Here is a 21,427-nt window from a genome sequence, read left to right on the forward strand (position 1 = left end):
GAAAAAGCCTTGGTGATGAGCCAAGGCTTTTTGTTTCAGCCAAACTTTTCTGTTATTTCAGGTCGATACTGTTTAAGCGCCCCATAAATTCGAGAATTTCTAAGTTCTCTTTGTTGGCTTCTAATAGTGCTTTCTTTGTCTTTGAATAGGCAGCCAGTCGACCATGTTTTTTAATCGAGCAAACTACGCTCCTGTAGATTAATTTGCCATTCACATCATAGTTGCGCCAAGCAGCGATGTAGCATTCGTCTTTCGCTGTTGGGTTCTCTTTGGTTGGCCTAGGCTTAAAGATGATCTTAGGCTCAAGCGAGTGTGGGAGGCGGGTCATTAAATAGGGATCTTTGAGAAGCTTGCGCCAGAATTTCCCCCACATCTCAGAGCCGAGTTCATTACGCAGTTTGATCGCTTTCTTCAAGCCTCTTTTTTCACCAATACGTACGTACCCCACAGAGCGGTGCAGAACTTTGTCGTCTGGCGTGTGGATATGGATCTTGAACGCTGTATTTGCTTTTGAGATAAAGCGGTGACCAGTGTTAGTGGTCAAGTTACTTTTTGTCATTCATTTTTATAAATAGTTTTGTTAATAGCTATTTTAGTTGAATGTCCACAAATGTAGAAGGTTTGATTTTTAATAGAAGCTGTTTTGTAGCAGCTTAGCTACAAACTTGTTCATTAAATTGTCGTTGCTGAACCTGACACAAAATAAAAGGGGCTAAATAATGACTACTTAGCCCCTTTAAAAGATCTGGCGCTCCCGACAGGATTCGAACCTGTGACCTATCCCTTAGGAGGGGATCGCGCTATCCAGCTGTGCCACGGGAGCTTTAACATTATGATACTGATTTTAAATCATAAGTTAAGCGTGAACTTGTGTTTTTACAATAGCTTGTGCATAACATCGCCAATTTGAATACTTCCGGAAAGCTCTGCTTGATCAACTTTAAGCTCTGCTTCATTTTCGTACACGCGCGAAACGGTCAGGGTAATGTCTGTTTCAGACACCTTATTGCGCGGTAAGCCACGTTGGTCGATGAATGAACCAGTGTGCCAAAGCTGCAACTTATCGCCTTCCATCACACCGTGAATACGTCCTAGATCGATTGTGATTGTGTTGTCCCACTTGGCGACCACTTCTGGCAAGGTGATTTTGCAAGACACCTCTGATTCTAAATCCAACATAATATTGCGGCTTACGCGCAGCATCATGTCGCCATAGGTTGATGCCCAGAAACGAGCACTACGCGTATCTACCTGGCTGGTTTTAGCAAACGGCCAGCGCGCGACCTCTCGATAATTGCGGTTGTAAACTTCGTTACCTGTTTTACCGTCAAACACCTGCATTTCAAGCGCAAACTGGCGGTTAATGACATCATCGCGAAGCAAGCCGCCTTTTTCAATAGTGGCTGTAAGGTCTGTGATAACACCACCAATGATGTATTGTGCGCCAGTATCTTGAGCAATCATTTTTAGCCGCTCAGGGTAGCGTTTACTGATCTCAAAATCTGTAGTGCCAACAGAAACAAAGTTAGCAGATTGTTGATCTAATTGGCGATTGATGACATTAGCAAAATCATCACCGACGCCATAGATTTGCCCCATGACGGCTTGCTGAGGGGAGGCAACATCTATGTTACCGACTAGAAATGTTTTCTTATATTGGCTTACGTGGCAACCCGTTGCCGATGGGTAAATATCAATACGGGCTTTGACTAACATGACTCCGCTACGGGTTTTCTGCTCATCAACGACGATGTAGCGTACTTCACTGTTGGTAAACTGATACTCTTCTTTGTCGCTTTCTAGCAAAGGGCGTAAATTAGCAATGCTACCAATATCGGCTCCAGAGAAGCTCACTGCTTTGAACAGCGCATCTTCTAGCGCGTGAATACGAGCGGCCTCTTCAGAAGAGACTACAGTGGCAGTGCCTGTCACTTCAAACCACGCAGCGGAGGCGGTACTCGAGAGCAAGCTTAGGTAAAGCGTGGATAAGAAGAGAAGGAGCGATTTTTTCATAGATGTTCACCAAGTTGGTTCATTTCTTGCTTATTAAATCTTAGCTGATTTAGGCATTGCCTTTCTAAATAGTTGCAAAGTTAGAAAAGCAAGGAATGTTCCACTTTTAGAAGAGAGCTAAAAGATCAGGCATTTTTAAGCCTTAATGTATCGGAGATTTGAGAATGAAAAAATGGCTATCGCTAGTCCCTGTGGTATTTCTTACCGCATGTGCCTATGCTCCAATATATAACGGTAAAGAACCGTACCCTGGCTCGCAGTTTATGCTGATGGAGAGCCCGCGTCATACTCTTGACTTCTTTGTAGAGAGTATGACGGAAGATCTTATGATTTCGAATACCAGTGTTTCGGCGCGGACACCGATTGCCGTTACGTCATTTGTTGATCTGCAAAATATGGATGCTACAAACTGGTTGGGTAACTCAGTATCGGAAGGCTTTATTCATCAATTCCAGCGTCGTGGGTTTAAGGTCGTAGATTTCAAAACCACTGGCTCTATTCAAGTGACCCATCAAGGTGACTTTGCTTTTAGTCGTGACTGGAAAGATTTAGCCCAAGAGCAAGATATTCAATACGTACTAACAGGGACTATGCTGCGCCAGGAAGGCGGTGTTCTAGTCAATGCGAGAGTTGTTGGGATGCAGTCTCGAGTGGTTGTGGCAACTGCACAAGGTTTCTTGCCAGCGGATCGTATTGGTCGAGATCTTGATACCCTTAACAGCATTCGTACGCAAGATGGTGTATTAATCCGTTCTGACCCAACGATTACCCAGCCATATACGGTTATTCTTCGCCCGTAGGAGACGAGATGAAAAAGCTATTACTCCTGATTGTTGTTTTAGTGATGGTAGGTTGCCAGCCTTTAACGGATATGCGTAAAGATGACTGGTTAACGGCTGTTGGTTATGCAAGCATCAGTGAACAAAAAGGTCGTAACGAAGAAGAAAAGCAAGTACGTGCGATGCGCGCATCGAAGATAGACGCTTATCGTGAACTTGCAGAGCAGGTTTATGGGATGCGCGTTAGTGGTCGAGCCGATCTTAAAGATCAGCGCCTAGGGACAGAGCTGACATCTGGCGCGGTCGATGGGGTTATTCGTGGGGCTGAAGTAGTTCGTAGCTATAAAGTCGGTGACAGTTATGTCACTGAGCTTAGACTTGATATTGAGAAAATGAACAAGCTGCGAGATTATGGTGAGGTTCAAACGGTTCCAGAGAAACGTCAGCAAACTCTTTTCTAACGATTTAGATCTCCGAACAAACAAAAAACGGCAATCAATGATTGCCGTTCTTTTTTGATTCTATTTTTAGGCTTTAATGTTGGTGCCTAGAGTCGTGACATTTTTGGTTTGACCTTCTGCTGTATAAGTCATTCCCAATTTGCCTTGAGACTGCTGCATTAAATTATTGAGCTTATTAAAGCTAAGTTGGGCACGTTGGAGCGCTTGGCCGTTGACTTCGTTCGCTTGTTGGCACTCACTGATTAAAGAGCTAACTTGTTCTACCAAAGGGCTCAACTCTGGATCGCTCGTTAAGCTCTCTACATCAGGATGACGACGAACTCGTTCGTCTGTGTTTTGCAGTTGCTCAATTAAAGTGATTTTATGTTGGGCGATAGCTTCGATATCTTTTGATACTCGATTGGCAATCGCAAGTCTCTCCTGCTCTAGAACTTCAGTAAGCTCCTGGGCATTTTTTAATTGAAACTCGATTAAACTTAAAATCGCTGCCATGATCTATATTCTCGCGGTTTACAACCCGCCAAGCTCTTTTTCGAACTTAATCATGTTGTCGGCAAGTTTTTCAGGATCGACGCTGTACGAGCCATTAGCAATAGCTTCTTTGATTGCGGCAACTTTTGCTTTGTCAAAGCTAGGTTGGCTGACCATTTGATTATGCATTTCTCCCACCGCCTTACCTTGTGAGCTGAGTGAAACTGCATCCTTAGCTACATCAGACTTTTTTGCCGAGTCTGAACTGCTCGTTGGACTACTTTCGTTACGTACAGAACTACGCGTCGATGTCGATAGCGTTTGCCCTGAGCGTATATTGTCAATACCTGCCATAATTGCTGAGCCTTTTGAAGATTTGTCTACTTGTACTGTCAATATCGACGAATACGGTTATAACTTTAGTTTTTTTTAACACTGACTAAAAAATCACCGTTACTTCAGAAATTCCAGTCACTCGTCCTTCAATTATACGGTTGGATTTACTATTTTTCACTCTTATCTGTTCACCATGTGAGCCATCTGTGAGCGCGATACCTTTCGTGGTTATTGTCATCCCAGATTTTACCGCTCTAATTGTCACTATTTCGTTACGACATACGACGCAAATATCTCTAGCTTCTATAATGTCACCAGAGCGGAGGTTTTTCTTTGCTTTTGCGCCAATTACCGCATCAATTGTGGAAAACCCTTGCCGCCTAAAGCGTTGTAAGTCTACCATATTAATAGTGACGTCTTGAGCTGATACGATCTGACCGCGGGAAAGCGGGGTAGTCAGCACAACTTGTGGCCCTGTACGGGTTAAACGAACAGGTACATAGACGCGCCAATCGTCTTCCGGACATTCAATCAGTACCGTTATATTACTAGCGGTAGGGTTGGTCGAAGAGGATGAGCGGGTCAATTCGGTTGGACAATTGGTTGCAAAGATACGGCTATCGAGATTGGCCGCTTTGGCTTTTAATGTACCACCCGTTGGCCACTCAATAGTTGCTAGAATGTAGTCTTCTGCAGCTTGTTGAATAAGTTGGATTTGGTTTTCTGTTGCGGATGTCGCTGAAAAACTAAAGAAAAATAATAAAAAGCCGATAGACTTATAAAACTTTTTATAGAAAGCTCTACAATTAGTTATGGAAAATGAGCATAAGTGTGATTTTAGGTATGTCATTCTATTTCTCTAAAGTTTTACATGGCCGCTAGTAGACTACCATTTTTTTTAGCATTAAAGTTTGAGATGGAGATGAGCTTATGTCGGGTATTCTTGATTCTGTGAATCAGCGTACGCAACTCGTCGGTCAAAACCGATTGGAACTCCTAACGTTTCGCCTTATGGGGCGCCAACGCTACGGAATTAACGTATTTAAAGTAAAAGAGGTACTTCAGTGCCCTAAGCTTACTTCAATGCCAAACTTACACCACCTAGTCAAAGGTGTGGCCCATATCCGAGGCCATACTGTTTCGGTTATCGATTTGAGTCTGGCTGTTGGTGGCAGACCGACCACAGATGTTGAAAAAGCCTTTGTCGTTATTGCTGAGTTTAATCGAACTATTCAGGCGTTTCTGGTGACTTCCGTTGAGCGTATTATTAATATGCATTGGGAAGCCATTTTGCCACCTCCAGAAGGGGCTGGTAAGTCCAACTATTTAACTGCAGTCACTAACATCGACAACGAACTGGTTGAAATCCTCGATGTAGAGAAGATTCTTGCAGAAATCGCGCCAGTTGATGAGACTATGGACTCTTCAATTGGGGAAGAGATAGCTCAGGTTGAAGCAGAGAAAGAAATTGTTCGTCGCATTCTAATTGCCGACGACTCAACGGTTGCTCGTAAGCAGGTTGAGCGTGCAATTACATCACTAGGTTTTGAAGCGGTTGCGGTTATTGATGGTAAGCAAGCTTATGAGAAACTAGTTGAAATGGCTGCTGAAGGTAGCATCTATGATCAGATTTCTTTGGTGATTTCCGATATAGAGATGCCAGAAATGGATGGCTATACACTAACCGCCGAAATAAGGCGTAACCCTGATCTTAAAGATCTTTATGTTATTCTTCACTCATCACTCAGTGGTGTATTTAACCAAGCAATGGTTGAACGTGTAGGAGCTAACTCCTTTATCGCTAAATTCAATCCAGATGAGCTTGGTAATGCAGTGAAAACTGCACTTACAGAATAAAAAGAGAAGTTAATGACAGCGATAACTATAAGCGATCAAGAGTATCGTGATTTCAGCCGATTCTTAGAGTCACAATGTGGTATTGTGCTAGGTGATAGCAAACAGTACCTTGTAAGAAGCCGACTAAGCCCACTCGTTACTAAGTTCAAGTTAGCGACATTATCTGACTTGCTTAGAGACGTTGTGACTGGGCGTAATCGTGAACTGCGTGTTGCCGCTGTTGATGCCATGACGACAAACGAGACACTGTGGTTTCGTGATACTTACCCATTTGAAGTTCTTGCGAATAAACTGTTACCAGAGGCAGCGGCAAATAAGCGCCCAATTAAAATCTGGTCAGCAGCGAGCTCTTCTGGGCAAGAGCCGTACTCAATGGGGATGACAGTACTAGAGACTCAGCAGCGTAAGCCGGGCATGCTTCCTAGCGTGTCGATTACTGCTACAGATATTTCGGCAAGTATGCTCGATATGTGCCGAGCAGGTGTATACGACAACCTTGCATTGGGTAGAGGACTGTCACCGGAGCGCCGTCGCAATTTCTTCGAAGATGCGGGTGATGGTCGAATGAAAGTCAAAGACAATGTAAAACGTTTGGTTAACTTTCGTCCACAGAACTTGATGGATAGCTATGCATTACTTGGTAAGTTCGACATTATTTTCTGTCGTAACGTGCTTATTTATTTCTCTCCCGACATGAAGTCTCAAGTTTTGAATCAAATGGCAAACAGTTTGAACCCTGGTGGTTATTTATTATTGGGTGCATCCGAATCACTAACAGGTCTAACTGATCGATTCGAGATGGTTCGATGTAACCCTGGCATCATCTACAAGCTCAAGTAACAGAGTTGTCAATTTTTCCCAATGCCCAGCATTTTTGTTGGGCATTTTTATACCCCCCTCTATTTAACTTGTATACTTTCTACGAGTGATTCCAAACTCTCTAATGCGATTTCAGCTAATTAATTGGCGTGTTTATTGCAGATTATCTACACGAAGGCAACAGTGAAACAAGTTTTATTAAAGTTGGTACGCTAATTGCTTTTACATTTAATAGTAACGGTCAGTTCTTGAGTAGAGGTTAACATGGCTATTTCTTTCGACAATGCATTAGGTATCCACCAACACACGGTGGGTGTACGTGAGCGCAATGCTGAGGTGATTTCTACCAACATTGCTCAAGCGAACACTCCGGGCTATAAATCGAAAGGCATGGACTTCCAAAAGGCATTGCAGGCGGCAACATCGGAGGCAAGCATCGGGCTTAGCCGTACCGACAGTCGGCATATTCCTGCCTCTACTACGGTGACAGGGGAAGTAATGTATCGTCTTCCTACACAACCTGACACGGGTGATGGCAACACCGTTGATGTGGATCTAGAGCGTAACTTGTTTATGCAAAACCAGATCAGACACCAAGCCTCACTTGACTTCTTAGGAAGTAAATTCAAGAACTTAACTAAAGCAATTAAAGGGAGTAACTAGATGAGTTTATTTAACGTTTTCAATGTCACTGGTTCTGCCATGAGCGCTGAATCTGTTCGTCTAAATACAACCTCAAGTAACCTAGCAAACGCGGACAGTGTCTCTAGCTCAGCGAAAGACACCTATAAAGCCCGCCACGCTGTGTTCGGTGCGGAGTTAAGTAAGGCAAAGTATGGCCGCGACCATACGGTGCCAGTGAAAGTGATGGGTATTGTAGAAAGCGATAAGCCGCTTGATGCGGAGTACAACCCTGACCATCCACTCGCAAACGATGAAGGGTATATCTACAAACCTAACGTCAATGTGATGGAAGAGATGGCTAACATGATTTCTGCTTCACGTTCTTACCAAACGAACGTTCAAGTAGCAGATGCAAGCAAACAAATGCTGCTGCGTACGCTGCAGATGGGTCAATAAGGATAGGAGGTAACTATGGCCGATGGCATTAATAATGTTGGTCAAAGCGGCTTGTCCTATGTAGACCAGCTTAAACAGCTTCAGGACAAGAATAAGCCCAACGAGACAACAGGTAAGCAAGATCTTAAACAAGAAGACTTCTTATCTTTGCTCACTAAGCAACTTGCCCAGCAAGATCCATTTAAGCCGGTTAGCAATGACCAGATGATTGCACAGATGGCGTCATTTGCCACGGTAGATGGAATCGGCAAAATGAACAATCAGTTTGAAACACTGAATGCGTCGATGACATCTAACCAAGCGCTTCAAGCTTCCTCTCTTGTTGGTCGAGACGTTCTCGTCCCTGGTGCAGCAGGAGTGAAAGCAGATGACGGCTCAATGGCTGCTATGGTGAAACTCCCTCAATCTGTCGATAACTTGATGGTACGAGTGGAAGACCAAATGGGGCAGCTAATCCGTACCTTTGATGTCGGTGCGAAACCTGCGGGTGACAGCCGAGTTGAATGGGATGGTAAAGATCAAAACGGTAATCCATTGCCACCAGGTAAATACAATGTGAAAGCATCAGGTTTACTCGATGGTAAAGCCAAAGAGTTTGAGGTTTCGACCTACGCTAATGTAAACAGCGTACTCTTAGGTAAAGGCGATGGTAACGTACTACTCAATCTGGCTGGCTTTGAGTCGCCAGTTCGACTTGCTGAAGTACTAGAAGTTGGCAAAGCGTAACTCTTAAGTAGATATGCTAGCTAGATAGGAGATTTTGGAATGTCATATGTTGCACTAAGCGGTTTGTCCGCAGCTCAGTTAGATCTGAACACAACCAGTAACAACATTGCGAACGCAAATACATTTGGCTTTAAAGAGTCACGTGCGGAGTTTGGCGATGTTTACTCAAATTCACTCTTTACTCATGCGAAGACCACACCAGGCCAAGGTGTTCAAGCGGCTAAGGTTGCTCAGCAGTTTCATGAAGGTTCTAGCGTTTATACCAACAACCCTATGGATCTGCGTATCAGCGGTACTGGCTTCTTCTCTGTCGCAAAAGATCGTCTAACGCCAACCACCAATGAGTTAACGCGTAATGGTGCTTTCCACCTAAACAGAGATAACTACATGGTTACGGCTAACGATGAGTTTTTGCTTGGCTATCAAGTGAACAAAGATACCGGTGATGTTCTATCCTACGAGCCTTCGCCAATCAACATTCCAAAAGAGTTCGGTAAGCCAAAGCAGACATCAAATATTGATGTGGGTGTCAATCTACCGGCTGGTGGTGACCTTAAAGATCCTGCTTTGTTTGACTTCTCAGACCCAGAAACCTACAACCGTTCAACGTCATCGACGATTTATGACTCAATGGGCCAGTCGTATAAGCTGACGACTTACTACCTAAAAGATCAGACTCAACCTAATACTTGGCAGACCTACTACACAGTAACTGACAGTGTGGGTGAGAAACCACTGAATATTATAGGGGGAGACGCGACATCACCAACGGGTCAGGTTGGTCATACGATGAAGTTCAACAATGATGGTACCCTAGCAAGCCTTAATAATGGGCAGAATATCGTTTCTGAAGCTCTGGGTACAGGTGCGAACCCTGTTGAGCTAAATGGCGCAGACATTAACCAAGTTCTGTCGTTTGGCCTTCAAGATGCCACTCAGTTTGCCGCTCCGTTTGAATTGACTAAATTCGATGAAGATGGTGCGACTACTGGCTTCTTAACCAAAGTAGACTTTGATGAGAACGGTAGTGTTCTAGGTACTTACTCTAACGGTGAAAATATCATTCTAGGGCGTGTTTCATTGGTTCGCGTCGCGAATGAGCAAGGACTAGATAAGAAGGGTGGTACTCAGTGGGACTCTACTCAGTTCTCTGGGGACAAGATCTGGGGCGAATCGAACAAGGGATCATTTGGTACAATTACTAGCGGTACTCTAGAGCAATCGAATATCGATATGACGCAAGAGCTAGTTGATTTGATCTCTGCTCAACGTAACTTCCAAGCTAACTCTCGTTCGTTAGAAGTACATAACCAAACGCAACAGAATATCCTACAGATTCGTTAATCACTGTAAGGTATCCTTAGCGAGATGTCGCAATCATCTGAATAGCAAGCTGGTGGCAATGATCAGCTTGCTATTATTGCCACTTCGGCAAAACCTTTCTCTAACTCTTCTCTATACTTGCCGTCATATTCTGCTAATCTGTTGATTTATAGATAATATTCAAATTGGCACGCCAATTGCTTCCATTGAACTGAATTGTGATTTTTGGAGCAAATTATGGATCGTGCACTGTTTCTCGCGATGAGCGGAGCTAAGCAAAATATGCAGGCTTTGCAGCTCAGAGCAAACAACTTAGCGAACGTCAGTACCACGGGTTTCCGTGCTGATTTGGCGCAAGCTCGTTCAATGCAAGCGTATGGCGATGGTCTACCAAGCCGCGTGTTTAGCATGACAGAGCGTCCGGGACATAATTTCCAGCAAGGCAGTGTGATCACCACCGGCCGAGACTTAGATGTTACCGTTCAAGGTGATGGTTGGATATCGGTACTCGACAAAACGGGCAAAGAAGGTCTAACGCGAAACGGTAACCTCAAAATTGATGTTAACGGTCTACTGGTTAGCGGTAACGGAAATCTAGTCTTAGGTGAAACAGGGGCACCGATTACCCTGCCGATTCCAATCAGCAAAGTTGAGATCGGAAATGACGGTACGATTTCTGTGGTTCCGCAAGGTGCTCCAGCCGATGCAATAGAAGTCGTCGATCGAATTAAACTTACTCGCACCAACAACCAATCACTATTCAAAGACATAAACGGCTTGTTCCGTGCAAAAGATCCTAATGCGGCATACGAAGTGGATGCCAGTGTAAAACTGCTCACAGGGGCAATTGAAGGTAGTAACGTCAATGCTATAGGCGAAATGACTAACCTGATTGACTTGCAACGTCAGTTTGAAATGCAAGTAAAAATGATGAGCACAGCAGAAGACATGGACAAAGCGTCTGATTCTCTGCTTCGTATGAGCTAACAGATTCTAGGAGAGAGCTATGCATCCGGCACTATGGGTAAGTAAAACGGGCTTAGACGCTCAACAAACCAATATCTCAACAATTTCAAACAACCTGGCGAACGCTTCAACAGTTGGTTATAAAAAAAGCCGCGCTGTTTTTGAAGATTTGTTCTATCAGAACATCAATCAGCCAGGTGGTCAGTCGTCACAGAATACTGAATTACCAAGTGGCTTAATGCTAGGTGCAGGTTCTAAAGTGGTGGCGACGCAAAAAGTTCACACCCAAGGTAATACTCAAACAACGAATAATAGCCTCGATATGATGATTGAAGGTGATGGCTTCTTCCAGATCTTGATGCCAGATGGCAACATTGGTTATTCACGCAATGGTCAGTTTACCGTTAACGATGAAGGGGTAATTGTGACTTCAGGCGCCGGTTATTCACTAGAGCCAGAGATTGCTATTCCGGAAGATGCAATCAGCATAACTGTGGGTACCGATGGTGAGGTCTCTGTTCGTGTCCGAGGTCAGCAAGATAACCAAGTTGTCGGACAGATTGCAACGGTCGATTTTATTAACCCAGGCGGGCTAGAGCCGATAGGTCAAAATCTTTATCTACCGACAGGTGCAAGTGGTGATCCGCAAGAAGGTGTCCCAGGTTTTGACGGCTTTGGTGAAGTAAGACAGTCAATGCTTGAAACATCGAATGTGAATGTGACCGAAGAGCTAGTCAACATGATAGAAGCTCAACGTGTTTACGAAATGAATTCAAAAGTCATCTCAGCAGTAGACAAGATGATGAGCTTTGTGAATCAGCAGTTATAAGCTCGGTTTAGGGTGGGAATAGAAATGAATCGAATAATTGCACTTTTTACGCTAGCAGTGATGTCGGGTTGTACAATGTTAGAGCCGCCAATCGAAACCCCTGATGTTATACAGGGAACAACAACTGTTGATGCCGTCGAGGGCGACAAATCTAAGCAAGAAAGTTCAGGTCTGGTTGATTCTATGCGTGGCCGCTCCGATCCTGTTTCAGGCGACCCTGCTTGGGCTCCTATTCACCCTAAGCACCAACCTGAGCACTATGCAGCGGAAACAGGCTCGCTGTTTAATACGGCGAGCACCAACAGTTTGTATGATGACTCAAAACCACGTGGGCTTGGTGACATCATTACTGTCACTTTAGATGAAAGTACCAAAGCGGCAAAAAGCTCAGATGCTGACTTATCAAAAAATAATGATGCGTCAATGGACCCATTAGAAGTTGGTGGCCAGCAACTCAACATTGGTGATTACAATTTCTCGTATAACCTAAGCAACGACAATAAATTTAAAGGCAGTGCGGCCGCTAACCAAAGCAACAGTATTTCTGGCTCGATTACCGTTGAAGTGATAGAAGTACTCGCTAATGGCAATCTAGTGATTCGTGGTGAGAAGTGGCTAACGCTGAATACAGGAGATGAGTACATTCGCCTAAGTGGCACGATTCGTCCGGATGACATCAAGTACGATAACACGATTGCATCGAATAGAATTTCTAATGCTCGAATTCAATACTCTGGTACGGGCACCCAACAAGATATGCAAGAACCTGGATTCTTGGCACGATTCTTTAATGTCTCCCTATAATTCCATCTGATGCCGCTTTTTTGGCAGTGTATAAAGTGGGCATAGAGATTAGAACAAGGGCATGATCATGAAAAAGCTGTTTCTCCTTTTAACCTGTATAGTGTTTGTTGCCACTTCCGCACAGGCGGCACGCATTAAAGATGTGTCTCAGGTCGCTGGTGTGCGTAGTAACCAATTAGTTGGTTATGGCTTGGTCACAGGTTTACCTGGTACAGGAGAATCAACCCCCTTTACCGATCAAAGTTTCAATGCAATGTTGCAAAACTTTGGTATTCAGATGCCACCCGGTACGAAGCCAAAGAGTAAAAATGTAGCGGCTGTGATTGTGACGGCTGAATTGCCTGCCTTTTCAAAACAAGGTCAAACAATCGATGTGACGGTGTCTTCGATTGGTTCGGCAAAGAGCCTACGAGGCGGTACCCTGATGCAAACGATGCTGAAAGGCTTAGATGGGCAAATCTATGCCGTTGCGCAGGGCAATCTTGTGGTTAGTGGCTTTAGTGCAACAGGGGCTGATGGCTCAAAAATTGTCGGCAATAACCCAACTGCAGGCATGATTTCAAACGGTGCTATGGTTGAACGTGAAATCCCAACTCCGTTTAGCCGTGGCGATTATATTACCTTTAACCTCCTTGAGTCTGATTTTACCACTGCACAGCGTATGGCCGATGCGGTTAATAACTTCCTTGGTCCGCAAATGGCGTCTGCGGTCGATGCGACGTCGGTAAAAGTACGTGCTCCGCGTGACATTACTCAGCGTGTTGCTTTCTTATCGGCGATTGAAAATATCGAATTTAACCCAGCGGAAGGCTCTGCGAAAATTATAGTTAACTCGCGTACTGGCACCATAGTTGTCGGTAAACATGTGCGCTTAAAACCAGCAGCGGTTACGCATGGCGGTATGACAGTGGCGATCAAAGAGAATCTTAATGTCAGCCAGCCGAATGCCTTTGGTGGTGGTGAGACTGTCGTCGTTCCCGATACCGACATTGAGGTGACGGAAGAACAGGGCAAAATGTTTAAGTTTGAGCCTGGGTTGACCTTGGATGATCTGGTTCGAGCGGTGAACGAAGTTGGAGCGGCCCCTTCTGATTTAATGGCTATCTTGCAGGCGTTGAAGCAAGCAGGTGCTATTGAAGGACAACTGATCGTAATCTAAGGAGTAGAGCATGATTAACAACGGCAATGACATCGGCTTTATTCACGATATCGCTGGCTTAGATAAATTACGTAAACAAGCGGTAGCGGGTGATGAAGGAAGCGAAAAAGCAGCTCTAACAGCGGCGGCAAAGCAGTTTGAGGCCATTTTCACCTCTATGCTGTTTAAGTCTATGCGCGATGCTAACTCAACGTTCGAATCTGGTTTGATGGACAGCCAAAATCAGCAGTTCTATCGTCAGATGATGGATGAGCAAATGTCGAGTGAGCTAAGTGCCTCGGGATCATTAGGGCTCGCGGATATGATTGTTGCTCAGCTCTCTACAGGCAGCGTAGAAAATCAAACTGCCAAAGCGCGTAATGAAGATTTTGAAGCTATGATGGAAAAAATAGACCGTACCCGTCATGAACGAGCGGACTCTACAACTGTAGCCTTGCCAGCATCGACACCACCTTCTCGCTTTGAGTCGCCAGAAACTTTTGTTAAATCAATGAAGCCTTATGCAGAAAAAGCGGCAAGTGCGCTAGGTATTGATTCATCGCTTCTACTTGCTCAAGCCGCATTAGAAACGGGTTGGGGACAGAAGGTTGTCAATAACTCACGTGGTAGCAGTAATAACCTATTCAATATCAAAGCGGATCGTAGTTGGTCTGGAGATAAGGTATCGACTCAAACTCTTGAGTATCATCAAGGTGTGCCTGTTAAAGAAAATGCAGCTTTCCGTTCTTACTCTAGCTATGAAGATAGTTTCAACGACTACGTGCGTTTCCTTAATCAAAACCCTCGTTACACCACTGCGCTACGTCATGGCGGTAATAACGAAGAGTTTATTAGAGGCATTCATCAAGCAGGCTATGCGACCGATCCAAGGTACGCAGACAAGGTATTAAGCGTTAAAGCACGCATAGACCAGATGTAAGGTGAAGGAGCGGACTTCGTCCTACGGACGCTTCGCTCGAGAACGGGCTACGCCCTACAGAACACTGCGTTTCGGGAGGGGAGAGGAGCTGTTGACAGGGCTTCTTTCAAACTAGATAAAATCATCCCGTATCCCGTATCCCGTATCCCGTATCCCGCATTCCGCATCCCGCATCCCGCATCCCGCACTTGGCACACATATTGCAGATTCTAACCTAGATGTTCAGTTAACACTGATTTTAAAAGGTTTCTTGGGGGCAATATGTCGTCTGATCTTCTGAATCTTGGTTCGCAAAGCGTTCTCACAGCTCAGAGACAATTAAACACCACTGGTCATAACATCTCTAATGTAAATACAGAGGGTTATAGCCGTCAGTCGGTGATACAAGGCACAAATATGCCGCGCCAATATGGCGGGGAAACCTATGGTATGGGCGTTCATGTGGAAAAAGTTCGCCGCTCTTGGGATCAGTTTGCCGTTAATGAGCTTAACGTTTCCACTACCAACTATGCTCATAAAGTCGATGATGAAGCCAACTTGGAAATGCTGTCCAACATGCTGTCTTCCGTCGCTTCTAAAAAGATTCCAGAAAATCTCAATGAGTGGTTCGACGCAGTTAAGTCCTTAGCTGATAGCCCTAATGATGTCGGCGCGCGAAAAGTTGTGCTTGAGAAAGCTAACTTAATCACTCAGAACCTAAATGACTTTCATGAGACAGTGCGTCGTCAATCTGATGTAACCAACAAAAAACTGGATCTAGGTATTGAGCGCGTCAACCAACTTGCTTTAGAAATAAGAGATCTTCACCGCCTAATGATGCGTACCCCTGGTCCGCACAATGACCTGATGGACACCCATGAAAAGCTTATCTCTGAGCTATCTGAATATACAAAAGTGACGGTAACACCGCGTAAGAATGCAGAGGGCTTCAACGTTCATATTGGTAATGGTCATACATTGGTTTCAGGCACTGAAGCTAGTGAGCTTAAAATGATTGATGGCTATCCAGATGTACATCAGCGTCGCCTTGCCATGATTGAAGGTAAAGGGATCAAAGCAATCACCACCAAAGATATTGATGGCAAGATAGGTGCGATGCTGACAATGCGCGATGAGAAGATTCCCCAGTTGATGGATGAGCTTGGTAAATTAGCGACTTCTTTCTCTTATGAAGTTAACAGTTTGCAGTCTCAAGGTCTGGATCTCAGGGGCAATATTGGTGGCTTAATGTTTACCGATGTGAACTCTGATTTTGTAGCGGAATCTCGTGTTGTGACTTCCTCCAATTCAAAAGCAGATTTGGCAGTATATATCGACAATACCAATCAGCTAGTCGGTGGTCAGTATTCACTGCAATACGTCGGCGGAGATTACTACGTCACTCGTCCATCTGGTGAGCAGTTTATTGTTCCAGTGGTTGATAATTCGATAGCGTTAGACGGTTTGCGTATTGATATTCGTAACGGTTTAGAGGCTGGGGAGAGGGTGCTCATTCGTCCAACTCGCAATGGTGCTGCTCAGATGCAGATGGCAACCAATGATCCGAGCGATATTGCTGCACAAAGTTATGAAGCTTCCACCACATTTGCTCAGGGCAGTGCTGAGTTCAGTATTGCGCAAGCGGGTAGTCTGCGTGAGTTTGAAGTGATTATCTCTCCTGACGGACAACAATTTGCCGTTACTGATACAGATGGCAAAATTTTACTTCAGCCTCAAACATATCCACCAACAGGCCCAGTGACGGTTCAGGGAACATCGTTTGAACTCAGCGGTGGCGCTTTGCCCAATGATAAGTTTACGGCAAACCTTGTCCCTTCAGAAGGGGACAACGGCAACTTGCTTAAAATGCAAAATATCCAGACCGACAAAAAGCTGAATGATGGTGAGTCGACTATTTTGGATATTTACCACAACTTGAATACAGATGTTGGCTTGCAAATGTCCACCGCTTCACGCCTAACCGATGTTTCTCGTTTAGAGAAAGAAGCCGCTCAAGAAAGAGTGGCATCAATTGCCGGTGTGAACTTGGATGAAGAAGCGGCCAACATGATGAAGTTCCAACAAGCATATATGGCCTCGTCTCGAATTATGCAGGCGGCTAACGATACCTTTAACACCATTCTTGCGTTGAGATAAGGAGGCGTAAATGATGAATCGTATTTCTAGCTTCCATAACTATCAATCAGTGCAGAATGATTTGCGCCGTTCGGAAGCAAAAGTCCATCACAATCAAGCTCAGCTAGCCTCTGGCAAGAAGCTGATGAAAGCGAGTGATGACCCGTTAGCAACACACTACATACAGAATATTGGCCAGCAAAAAGAGCAACTACGCCAGTTCACCGATGCGATTACGCTTTCCCGTAACCGTCTAGAGCACCATGAGGTGATTATCTCGAATGCCGAAGAGTATGCTGATGAAGCAAAACGAACGGTAATGGAAATGATCAATGGCTCGTTGTCTCCAGAAGACCGTTTGGCTAAGCGTCGAGAAATGCAGGAAATAGCCAACAACTTTCTGAACCTAGTTAACGTTCAGGATGAATCGGGCAACTACATTTTTGCTGGTACTAAGCCTAAAAATCAGCCTTTCTTCCGTGATAAAGATGGGGATGTGGTATACGCAGGCGATGACTATCAGCGCAAAATGAAGATCTCTAATAGCTTAGAGATGCCAATCAATGACCCTGGCAGCAAGCTATTTATGGAGATCGACAATCCCTTTGGTGATTTTGAACCTAAGTACAATCTTAACGAAACGTCTGAGCTATTGCTGGAGCGTGCCATAAATATCAATCCTGACGACAGCTCCACTTATAAGGTGACGTTCGTGGATATGCCTGATGGCAAATATGGCTATCAGTTAGAACGTGATGGCTCAATAGTAAAAGCGGATACCTTTGATCCAGCGGTTGGCATCAAGTTCGAAGATGTTTCCATTCAGGTTAAAGGGCAGATTACGAAAGGTGATGAGATCACCCTTGAGCCTAAAAAAGCATACAGTATTTTTGAAACCTTCCAAAATGCGATGGCTCTGTCTCGGGGATCAGTGTCAGATACGTCTAATACTGCGCAATTACATCAGATTGTCCAAGAGTTCCATTCTGCATTTATTCATTTGAACAAAGCGCGTACAGATGTAGGCGCACGCTTGAGTACATTAGATATTCAAGAAGAACAGCATGATGACTTCAAAATGACCTTGGCTAAGTCTAAGAGCAATTTTGAAGATCTTGATTACGCAGAAGCGATCATTGAATTCAATGAGAACTCACGCGCGCTGCAGGCGTCACAACAGGCATTTGGTAAAACCAAAGATCTAACCCTATTTAACTACATCTAAGCTCAATGCCTTATGTGCAATGCCATAAGAGCGAGATAGATGTGCCAGAAAGATAGTGCGACTGATAAATGCAGTGGCAATCGAGTGGCAAAAGAGCGGCAATCAGTTTGCCGTTTTAGATGAGTGAAATTTACTCAATGCGAGCAAATAACAAGCTTATCTTTTAAGTGGCTAATAAATAAAGAAAAAATATTTTATTGGTTAACTTTTAGAATATTGGCATACAACTTGAATTGTTTAGTTCAGAGTTAAACAAATTAGTTTTAAGTAGGCAGTAGACCTACTTAGCAAGTCATTTACGGTCAGTGCTTCCCAATGAGACTAAGCTGGCCGCTTCGCAAGCACTTGCGAACTCAATAGGAGAGCAAACTATGACCATTACTGTAAATACTAACGTGTCGGCGATGACCGCTCAGCGTTACTTGAATAAGGCGACTGGAGAGTTAAATACCTCCATGGAACGTCTATCTTCAGGTCAAAGAATTAACAGCGCTAAAGATGATGCGGCAGGCCTACAAATTTCGAACCGCTTAACGGCTCAGTCTCGTGGTTTAGATGTCGCAATGCGCAACGCGAATGACGGCATCTCCATCGCCCAAACAGCGGAAGGTGCGATGAATGAGTCGACTTCGATTCTTCAACGTATTCGTGACTTGTCACTGCAATCTGCTAATGGTACGAACTCAGCGTCTGAACGCCAAGCATTACATGAAGAAGTTTCGGCACTGCAAGATGAGCTTAACCGAATCGCTGAAACCACATCATTTGGTGGTCGAAAGCTATTGAACGGATCATTTGGTGAAGCCTCTTTCCAAATCGGCGCGAGTTCTGGTGAGGCAATCATTATGGGCTTGACCAGTATTCGTGCGGACGATTTTCGCATGGGTGGTCAATCATTTATCTCTGACCTTGAAAAGGCAAAAGATAAAGAATGGGGTGTTCCGGCGGCAGCCAAAGATCTGAAGTTTGAGTTCACAACCAAAGATGGTGAAGCGATTACTTTAGATGTTATTGCCAAAGAAGGTGACGATATCGAGGAGTTAGCGACTTACATCAATGGCCAAACCGACAAGCTAAATGCCTCAGTAGACCAAGATGGCAGACTGCAAATCTTTGCCGCTGAACCAAACCTACAAGGTAACTTGAATATTTCAGGGGGCCTGGCTGGAGAACTTGGACTAAATGGTGGACCAGGTGTTCAGACCACAGTGCAGAACATTGACGTTCGCTCAGTAGGTGGCGCACAAAATTCTGTAGGCATTATTGATGCGGCTCTTAAGTATGTTGACTCACAGCGTGCTGACTTAGGTGCAAAACAGAACCGTCTAAGTCATAGCATTAATAACCTTGCAAATATTCAAGAAAACGTTGAAGCATCGAATAGTCGAATCCGTGATACAGATTTCGCGAAAGAGACAACACAGATGACTAAAGCACAAATTCTGCAACAAGCAGGTACTTCGATACTTGCTCAAGCAAAACAGTTGCCTAACTCTGCAATATCACTATTGCAGTAGTGGTCAAACTTATCACTGGCGTTAACCTAGACGTAGGGTCAGTGTAGTTTTGACGGCAAACATAGGTGATCAGGTTATGGAGTTCTCTCTCTCACCTGCTCCATTTCTGGAGTCACTTATGTAACACGGCGGCCAGGCTGTGATCATTTCTCTCGATCTCCATATTGGCATTGGCTACCAAATAGCCCCGGTTCTCTCAAAGGAAAAGGGGCTTTTCTTTTGCCTAAAGAAAATGGCACTCTCCCTCAATTTTTAAACCTCATCAAAAATCGCGTTATATCGGCCAAAAAAGCTAAAACTTTAGCAATTGATTTCATATATGTTGCCTGTGTCAATATCTCTTTCTAATCGTTAGATTTTTAAAATAAATGGCTAATTAGCTCTAAAGATAATCAAATTGGCGTCGTTAATAAGGTTACTTTGAGAGAACTAATTGGTTTGCCGAGACGTCGGAAACCCTTTACCTCCGGTGTACGGAAATCAATAGGAGAAACCACTATGGCGGTTAATGTAAATACAAACGTTTCGGCGATGACAGCACAGCGTTATTTAAACAGTGCGACTACTGCCCAAGAAACGTCGATGGAAAGACTTTCATCTGGCTTTAAGATTAACAGCGCGAAAGATGACGCGGCGGGACTACAGATCTCCAACCGTTTGAACGTGCAAAGTCGTGGCTTAGACGTCGCAGTACGAAACGCAAATGATGGTATTTCGATGGCACAGACTGCTGAAGGTGCGATGAACGAAACGACTAACATCTTGCAACGTATGCGTGACTTGTCCCTTCAATCTGCCAACGGTTCAAACTCTAAGTCTGAACGAGTTGCGATTCAAGAAGAAGTAACGGCGCTGAATGATGAGCTAAACCGTATTGCAGAAACAACATCATTTGGTGGTAATAAGCTACTCAATGGTACTTTTGCTACTAAGTCTTTCCAGATTGGTTCGGACAATGGTGAAGCGGTTATGCTAACCATGAACAATATGCGAAGTGACAACGCTTTGATGGGTGGTAATAGCTATGTTGCTGCCAACGGTCAAGATAAGGACTGGGGTGTACAAGCTGGTGCGAATGATTTGACCATCGCTCTCACCGATAAGTTTGGTCAAGCTCAAAACGTTACTATTAATGCCAAAGAAGGCGATGATATCGAAGAGCTAGCAACTTATATCAACGGTCAAACGGATCTGGTAACTGCGTCTGTAGACGAAGATGGTAAGCTTCAACTGTTCACAGACAACAACCGTGTTGAAGGTGTAGCGACTTTTGGTGGCGCTCTTGCTGGTGAACTTAGTATCGGTGCAGCACAATCCGTAACAGTCGACACTATGGATGTTACGACTGTAGGTGGTTCGCAGCAAGCGGTTGCAATTGTGGACTCAGCACTCAAGTTTGTTGATAGTCACCGTGCCGAGTTAGGTGCATTCCAGAACCGCTTTAACCATGCGATAAACAACTTAGACAACATCAACGAAAACGTGAATGCGTCTAAGAGCCGCATCAAGGACACTGACTTTGCTAAAGAGACAACGGCTCTTACTAAGTCACAGATCCTATCGCAAGCATCAAGTTCTGTTCTTGCACAAGCAAAGCAAGCGCCCAACTCAGCGTTGGGGCTTTTAGGCTAAAGAGTTAATTTCTTAGCAAACCAAAAGTCATGACTTAACTAAAATCCAGTTTCGGCTGGATTTTTTATGTCTTCAAGTCAACAGTAAGGCTTGCTGTAAGCGATTATTCCTGCCCAGTTTTCTCTACACCGATTTATCCCGATTGCATTAGAGCTAAAGCAATGGGTAGTAGCGATTATTAAATTATGGCTGATCTGCAGAGCTAAGCATGAATGGTGACAAATTCCAGACAAAAGAAAACCCAGCTAAATAGCTGGGTTTCTTCGAATAATGGTGCGGAAGGAGAGACTTGAACTCTCACACCTTGCGGCGCCAGAACCTAAATCTGGTGCGTCTACCAATTCCGCCACTTCCGCATCAAGTTTTTAGTCTTAGCTGATAATTGGAGAATCAACT

22 protein-coding genes and 2 tRNA genes are annotated in these 21,427 nt (G+C 44.4%); 17 read left to right on the forward strand and 7 right to left on the reverse strand.

Annotation, left to right across the window (positions count from 1 at the left end; genetic code table 11):
- Nucleotides 1-52: 52 nt before the first annotated feature.
- The 3 genes from ZX61_RS15235 to ZX61_RS15245 form a co-directional block, all read right to left on the reverse strand.
- Complete coding sequence (locus ZX61_RS15235) at nt 53-559, reverse strand: hypothetical protein (protein ID WP_049845472.1); 507 nt, start codon at nt 557-559, stop codon at nt 53-55.
- 187 nt (nt 560-746) lie between these two features.
- Nucleotides 747-823: transfer RNA gene (locus ZX61_RS15240), tRNA-Arg, on the reverse strand.
- Between the two features lie 53 nt (nt 824-876).
- A complete protein-coding gene (locus tag ZX61_RS15245) occupies nt 877-2,013 on the reverse strand; it encodes a flagellar assembly protein FlgT (protein WP_049845473.1) in 1,137 nt (378 codons plus the stop codon).
- 164 nt (nt 2,014-2,177) lie between these two features.
- Here ZX61_RS15245 and ZX61_RS15250 point away from each other — a divergent pair, with 164 nt between their 5' ends.
- Both ZX61_RS15250 and flgP read left to right on the forward strand, forming a co-directional pair.
- Nucleotides 2,178-2,813: a FlgO family outer membrane protein gene (locus ZX61_RS15250; RefSeq protein ID WP_049845474.1), complete on the forward strand. Its 636-nt coding sequence runs from the start codon at nt 2,178-2,180 to the stop codon at nt 2,811-2,813.
- An 8-nt stretch (nt 2,814-2,821) separates the two neighbouring features.
- Complete coding sequence (gene flgP / locus ZX61_RS15255) at nt 2,822-3,253, forward strand: flagellar assembly lipoprotein FlgP (RefSeq protein ID WP_049845475.1); 432 nt, start codon at nt 2,822-2,824, stop codon at nt 3,251-3,253.
- Between the two features lie 66 nt (nt 3,254-3,319).
- Here flgP and ZX61_RS15260 read toward each other — a convergent pair whose 3' ends face one another.
- The 3 genes from ZX61_RS15260 to flgA form a co-directional block, all read right to left on the reverse strand.
- Complete coding sequence (locus ZX61_RS15260; protein WP_049845476.1) at nt 3,320-3,745, reverse strand: flagella synthesis protein FlgN; 426 nt, start codon at nt 3,743-3,745, stop codon at nt 3,320-3,322.
- Nucleotides 3,746-3,763: 18 nt separating this feature from the next.
- A complete protein-coding gene (gene flgM, locus ZX61_RS15265; RefSeq protein ID WP_049845477.1) occupies nt 3,764-4,078 on the reverse strand; it encodes a flagellar biosynthesis anti-sigma factor FlgM in 315 nt (104 codons plus the stop codon).
- An 85-nt stretch (nt 4,079-4,163) separates the two neighbouring features.
- A complete protein-coding gene (gene flgA / locus ZX61_RS15270) occupies nt 4,164-4,910 on the reverse strand; it encodes a flagellar basal body P-ring formation chaperone FlgA (protein ID WP_049845478.1) in 747 nt (248 codons plus the stop codon).
- Between the two features lie 80 nt (nt 4,911-4,990).
- Here flgA and ZX61_RS15275 point away from each other — a divergent pair, with 80 nt between their 5' ends.
- The 15 genes from ZX61_RS15275 to ZX61_RS15345 all read left to right on the forward strand — a co-directional run bounded on the left by ZX61_RS15275 (nt 4,991) and on the right by ZX61_RS15345 (nt 21,031).
- Nucleotides 4,991-5,917, forward strand: a complete 927-nt coding sequence (locus tag ZX61_RS15275) for a chemotaxis protein CheV (protein WP_049845479.1) — start codon at nt 4,991-4,993, stop codon at nt 5,915-5,917.
- A gap of 12 nt (nt 5,918-5,929) precedes the next feature.
- Nucleotides 5,930-6,757 (forward strand): protein-glutamate O-methyltransferase, encoded by an 828-nt coding sequence (locus ZX61_RS15280; RefSeq protein WP_049845480.1) that lies wholly within the window; start codon nt 5,930-5,932, stop codon nt 6,755-6,757.
- Between the two features lie 243 nt (nt 6,758-7,000).
- Complete coding sequence (flgB, locus tag ZX61_RS15285; protein WP_049845481.1) at nt 7,001-7,399, forward strand: flagellar basal body rod protein FlgB; 399 nt, start codon at nt 7,001-7,003, stop codon at nt 7,397-7,399.
- Nucleotides 7,400-7,816 carry a flagellar basal body rod protein FlgC gene (flgC, locus tag ZX61_RS15290; protein ID WP_004746770.1) on the forward strand — a complete coding sequence of 139 codons (417 nt, stop codon included), beginning with the start codon at nt 7,400-7,402 and terminating at the stop codon, nt 7,814-7,816.
- A 15-nt stretch (nt 7,817-7,831) separates the two neighbouring features.
- Nucleotides 7,832-8,542 (forward strand): flagellar hook assembly protein FlgD, encoded by a 711-nt coding sequence (gene flgD / locus ZX61_RS15295; protein WP_049845482.1) that lies wholly within the window; start codon nt 7,832-7,834, stop codon nt 8,540-8,542.
- A 39-nt stretch (nt 8,543-8,581) separates the two neighbouring features.
- Complete coding sequence (gene flgE / locus ZX61_RS15300; protein ID WP_049845483.1) at nt 8,582-9,886, forward strand: flagellar hook protein FlgE; 1,305 nt, start codon at nt 8,582-8,584, stop codon at nt 9,884-9,886.
- 216 nt (nt 9,887-10,102) lie between these two features.
- The gene (locus ZX61_RS15305) at nt 10,103-10,852 is read left to right on the forward strand and encodes a flagellar basal body rod protein FlgF (protein ID WP_049845484.1); all 750 of its coding nucleotides are present in this window, start codon (nt 10,103-10,105) and stop codon (nt 10,850-10,852) included.
- 19 nt (nt 10,853-10,871) lie between these two features.
- Nucleotides 10,872-11,660, forward strand: a complete 789-nt coding sequence (gene flgG, locus ZX61_RS15310) for a flagellar basal-body rod protein FlgG (RefSeq protein ID WP_049845485.1) — start codon at nt 10,872-10,874, stop codon at nt 11,658-11,660.
- Between the two features lie 24 nt (nt 11,661-11,684).
- A complete protein-coding gene (gene flgH / locus ZX61_RS15315; protein WP_049845486.1) occupies nt 11,685-12,464 on the forward strand; it encodes a flagellar basal body L-ring protein FlgH in 780 nt (259 codons plus the stop codon).
- A gap of 67 nt (nt 12,465-12,531) precedes the next feature.
- Nucleotides 12,532-13,623, forward strand: coding sequence for a flagellar basal body P-ring protein FlgI (locus tag ZX61_RS15320; RefSeq protein WP_049845495.1), 1,092 nt, complete (start codon nt 12,532-12,534; stop codon nt 13,621-13,623).
- 10 nt (nt 13,624-13,633) lie between these two features.
- Nucleotides 13,634-14,542: a flagellar assembly peptidoglycan hydrolase FlgJ gene (flgJ, locus tag ZX61_RS15325; RefSeq protein ID WP_049845487.1), complete on the forward strand. Its 909-nt coding sequence runs from the start codon at nt 13,634-13,636 to the stop codon at nt 14,540-14,542.
- A gap of 261 nt (nt 14,543-14,803) precedes the next feature.
- The gene (gene flgK / locus ZX61_RS15330) at nt 14,804-16,678 is read left to right on the forward strand and encodes a flagellar hook-associated protein FlgK (RefSeq protein WP_049845488.1); all 1,875 of its coding nucleotides are present in this window, start codon (nt 14,804-14,806) and stop codon (nt 16,676-16,678) included.
- A 10-nt stretch (nt 16,679-16,688) separates the two neighbouring features.
- Complete coding sequence (gene flgL, locus ZX61_RS15335) at nt 16,689-17,882, forward strand: flagellar hook-associated protein FlgL (protein WP_049845489.1); 1,194 nt, start codon at nt 16,689-16,691, stop codon at nt 17,880-17,882.
- 371 nt (nt 17,883-18,253) lie between these two features.
- Entirely contained in the window at nt 18,254-19,399 is a 1,146-nt protein-coding gene (locus ZX61_RS15340) for a flagellin (RefSeq protein WP_049845490.1), read from the forward strand.
- 498 nt (nt 19,400-19,897) lie between these two features.
- Nucleotides 19,898-21,031 carry a flagellin gene (locus ZX61_RS15345; RefSeq protein ID WP_049845491.1) on the forward strand — a complete coding sequence of 378 codons (1,134 nt, stop codon included), beginning with the start codon at nt 19,898-19,900 and terminating at the stop codon, nt 21,029-21,031.
- 271 nt (nt 21,032-21,302) lie between these two features.
- Here the strand turns inward: ZX61_RS15345 and ZX61_RS15350 are convergent.
- Nucleotides 21,303-21,387, reverse strand: a tRNA-Leu gene (locus tag ZX61_RS15350).
- Nucleotides 21,388-21,427: the final 40 nt, after the last annotated feature.

Origin of the sequence: Vibrio sp. VPAP30 (genome assembly GCF_001188205.1) — a bacterium.
Lineage (GTDB): Bacteria > Pseudomonadota > Gammaproteobacteria > Enterobacterales > Vibrionaceae > Vibrio > Vibrio bivalvicida.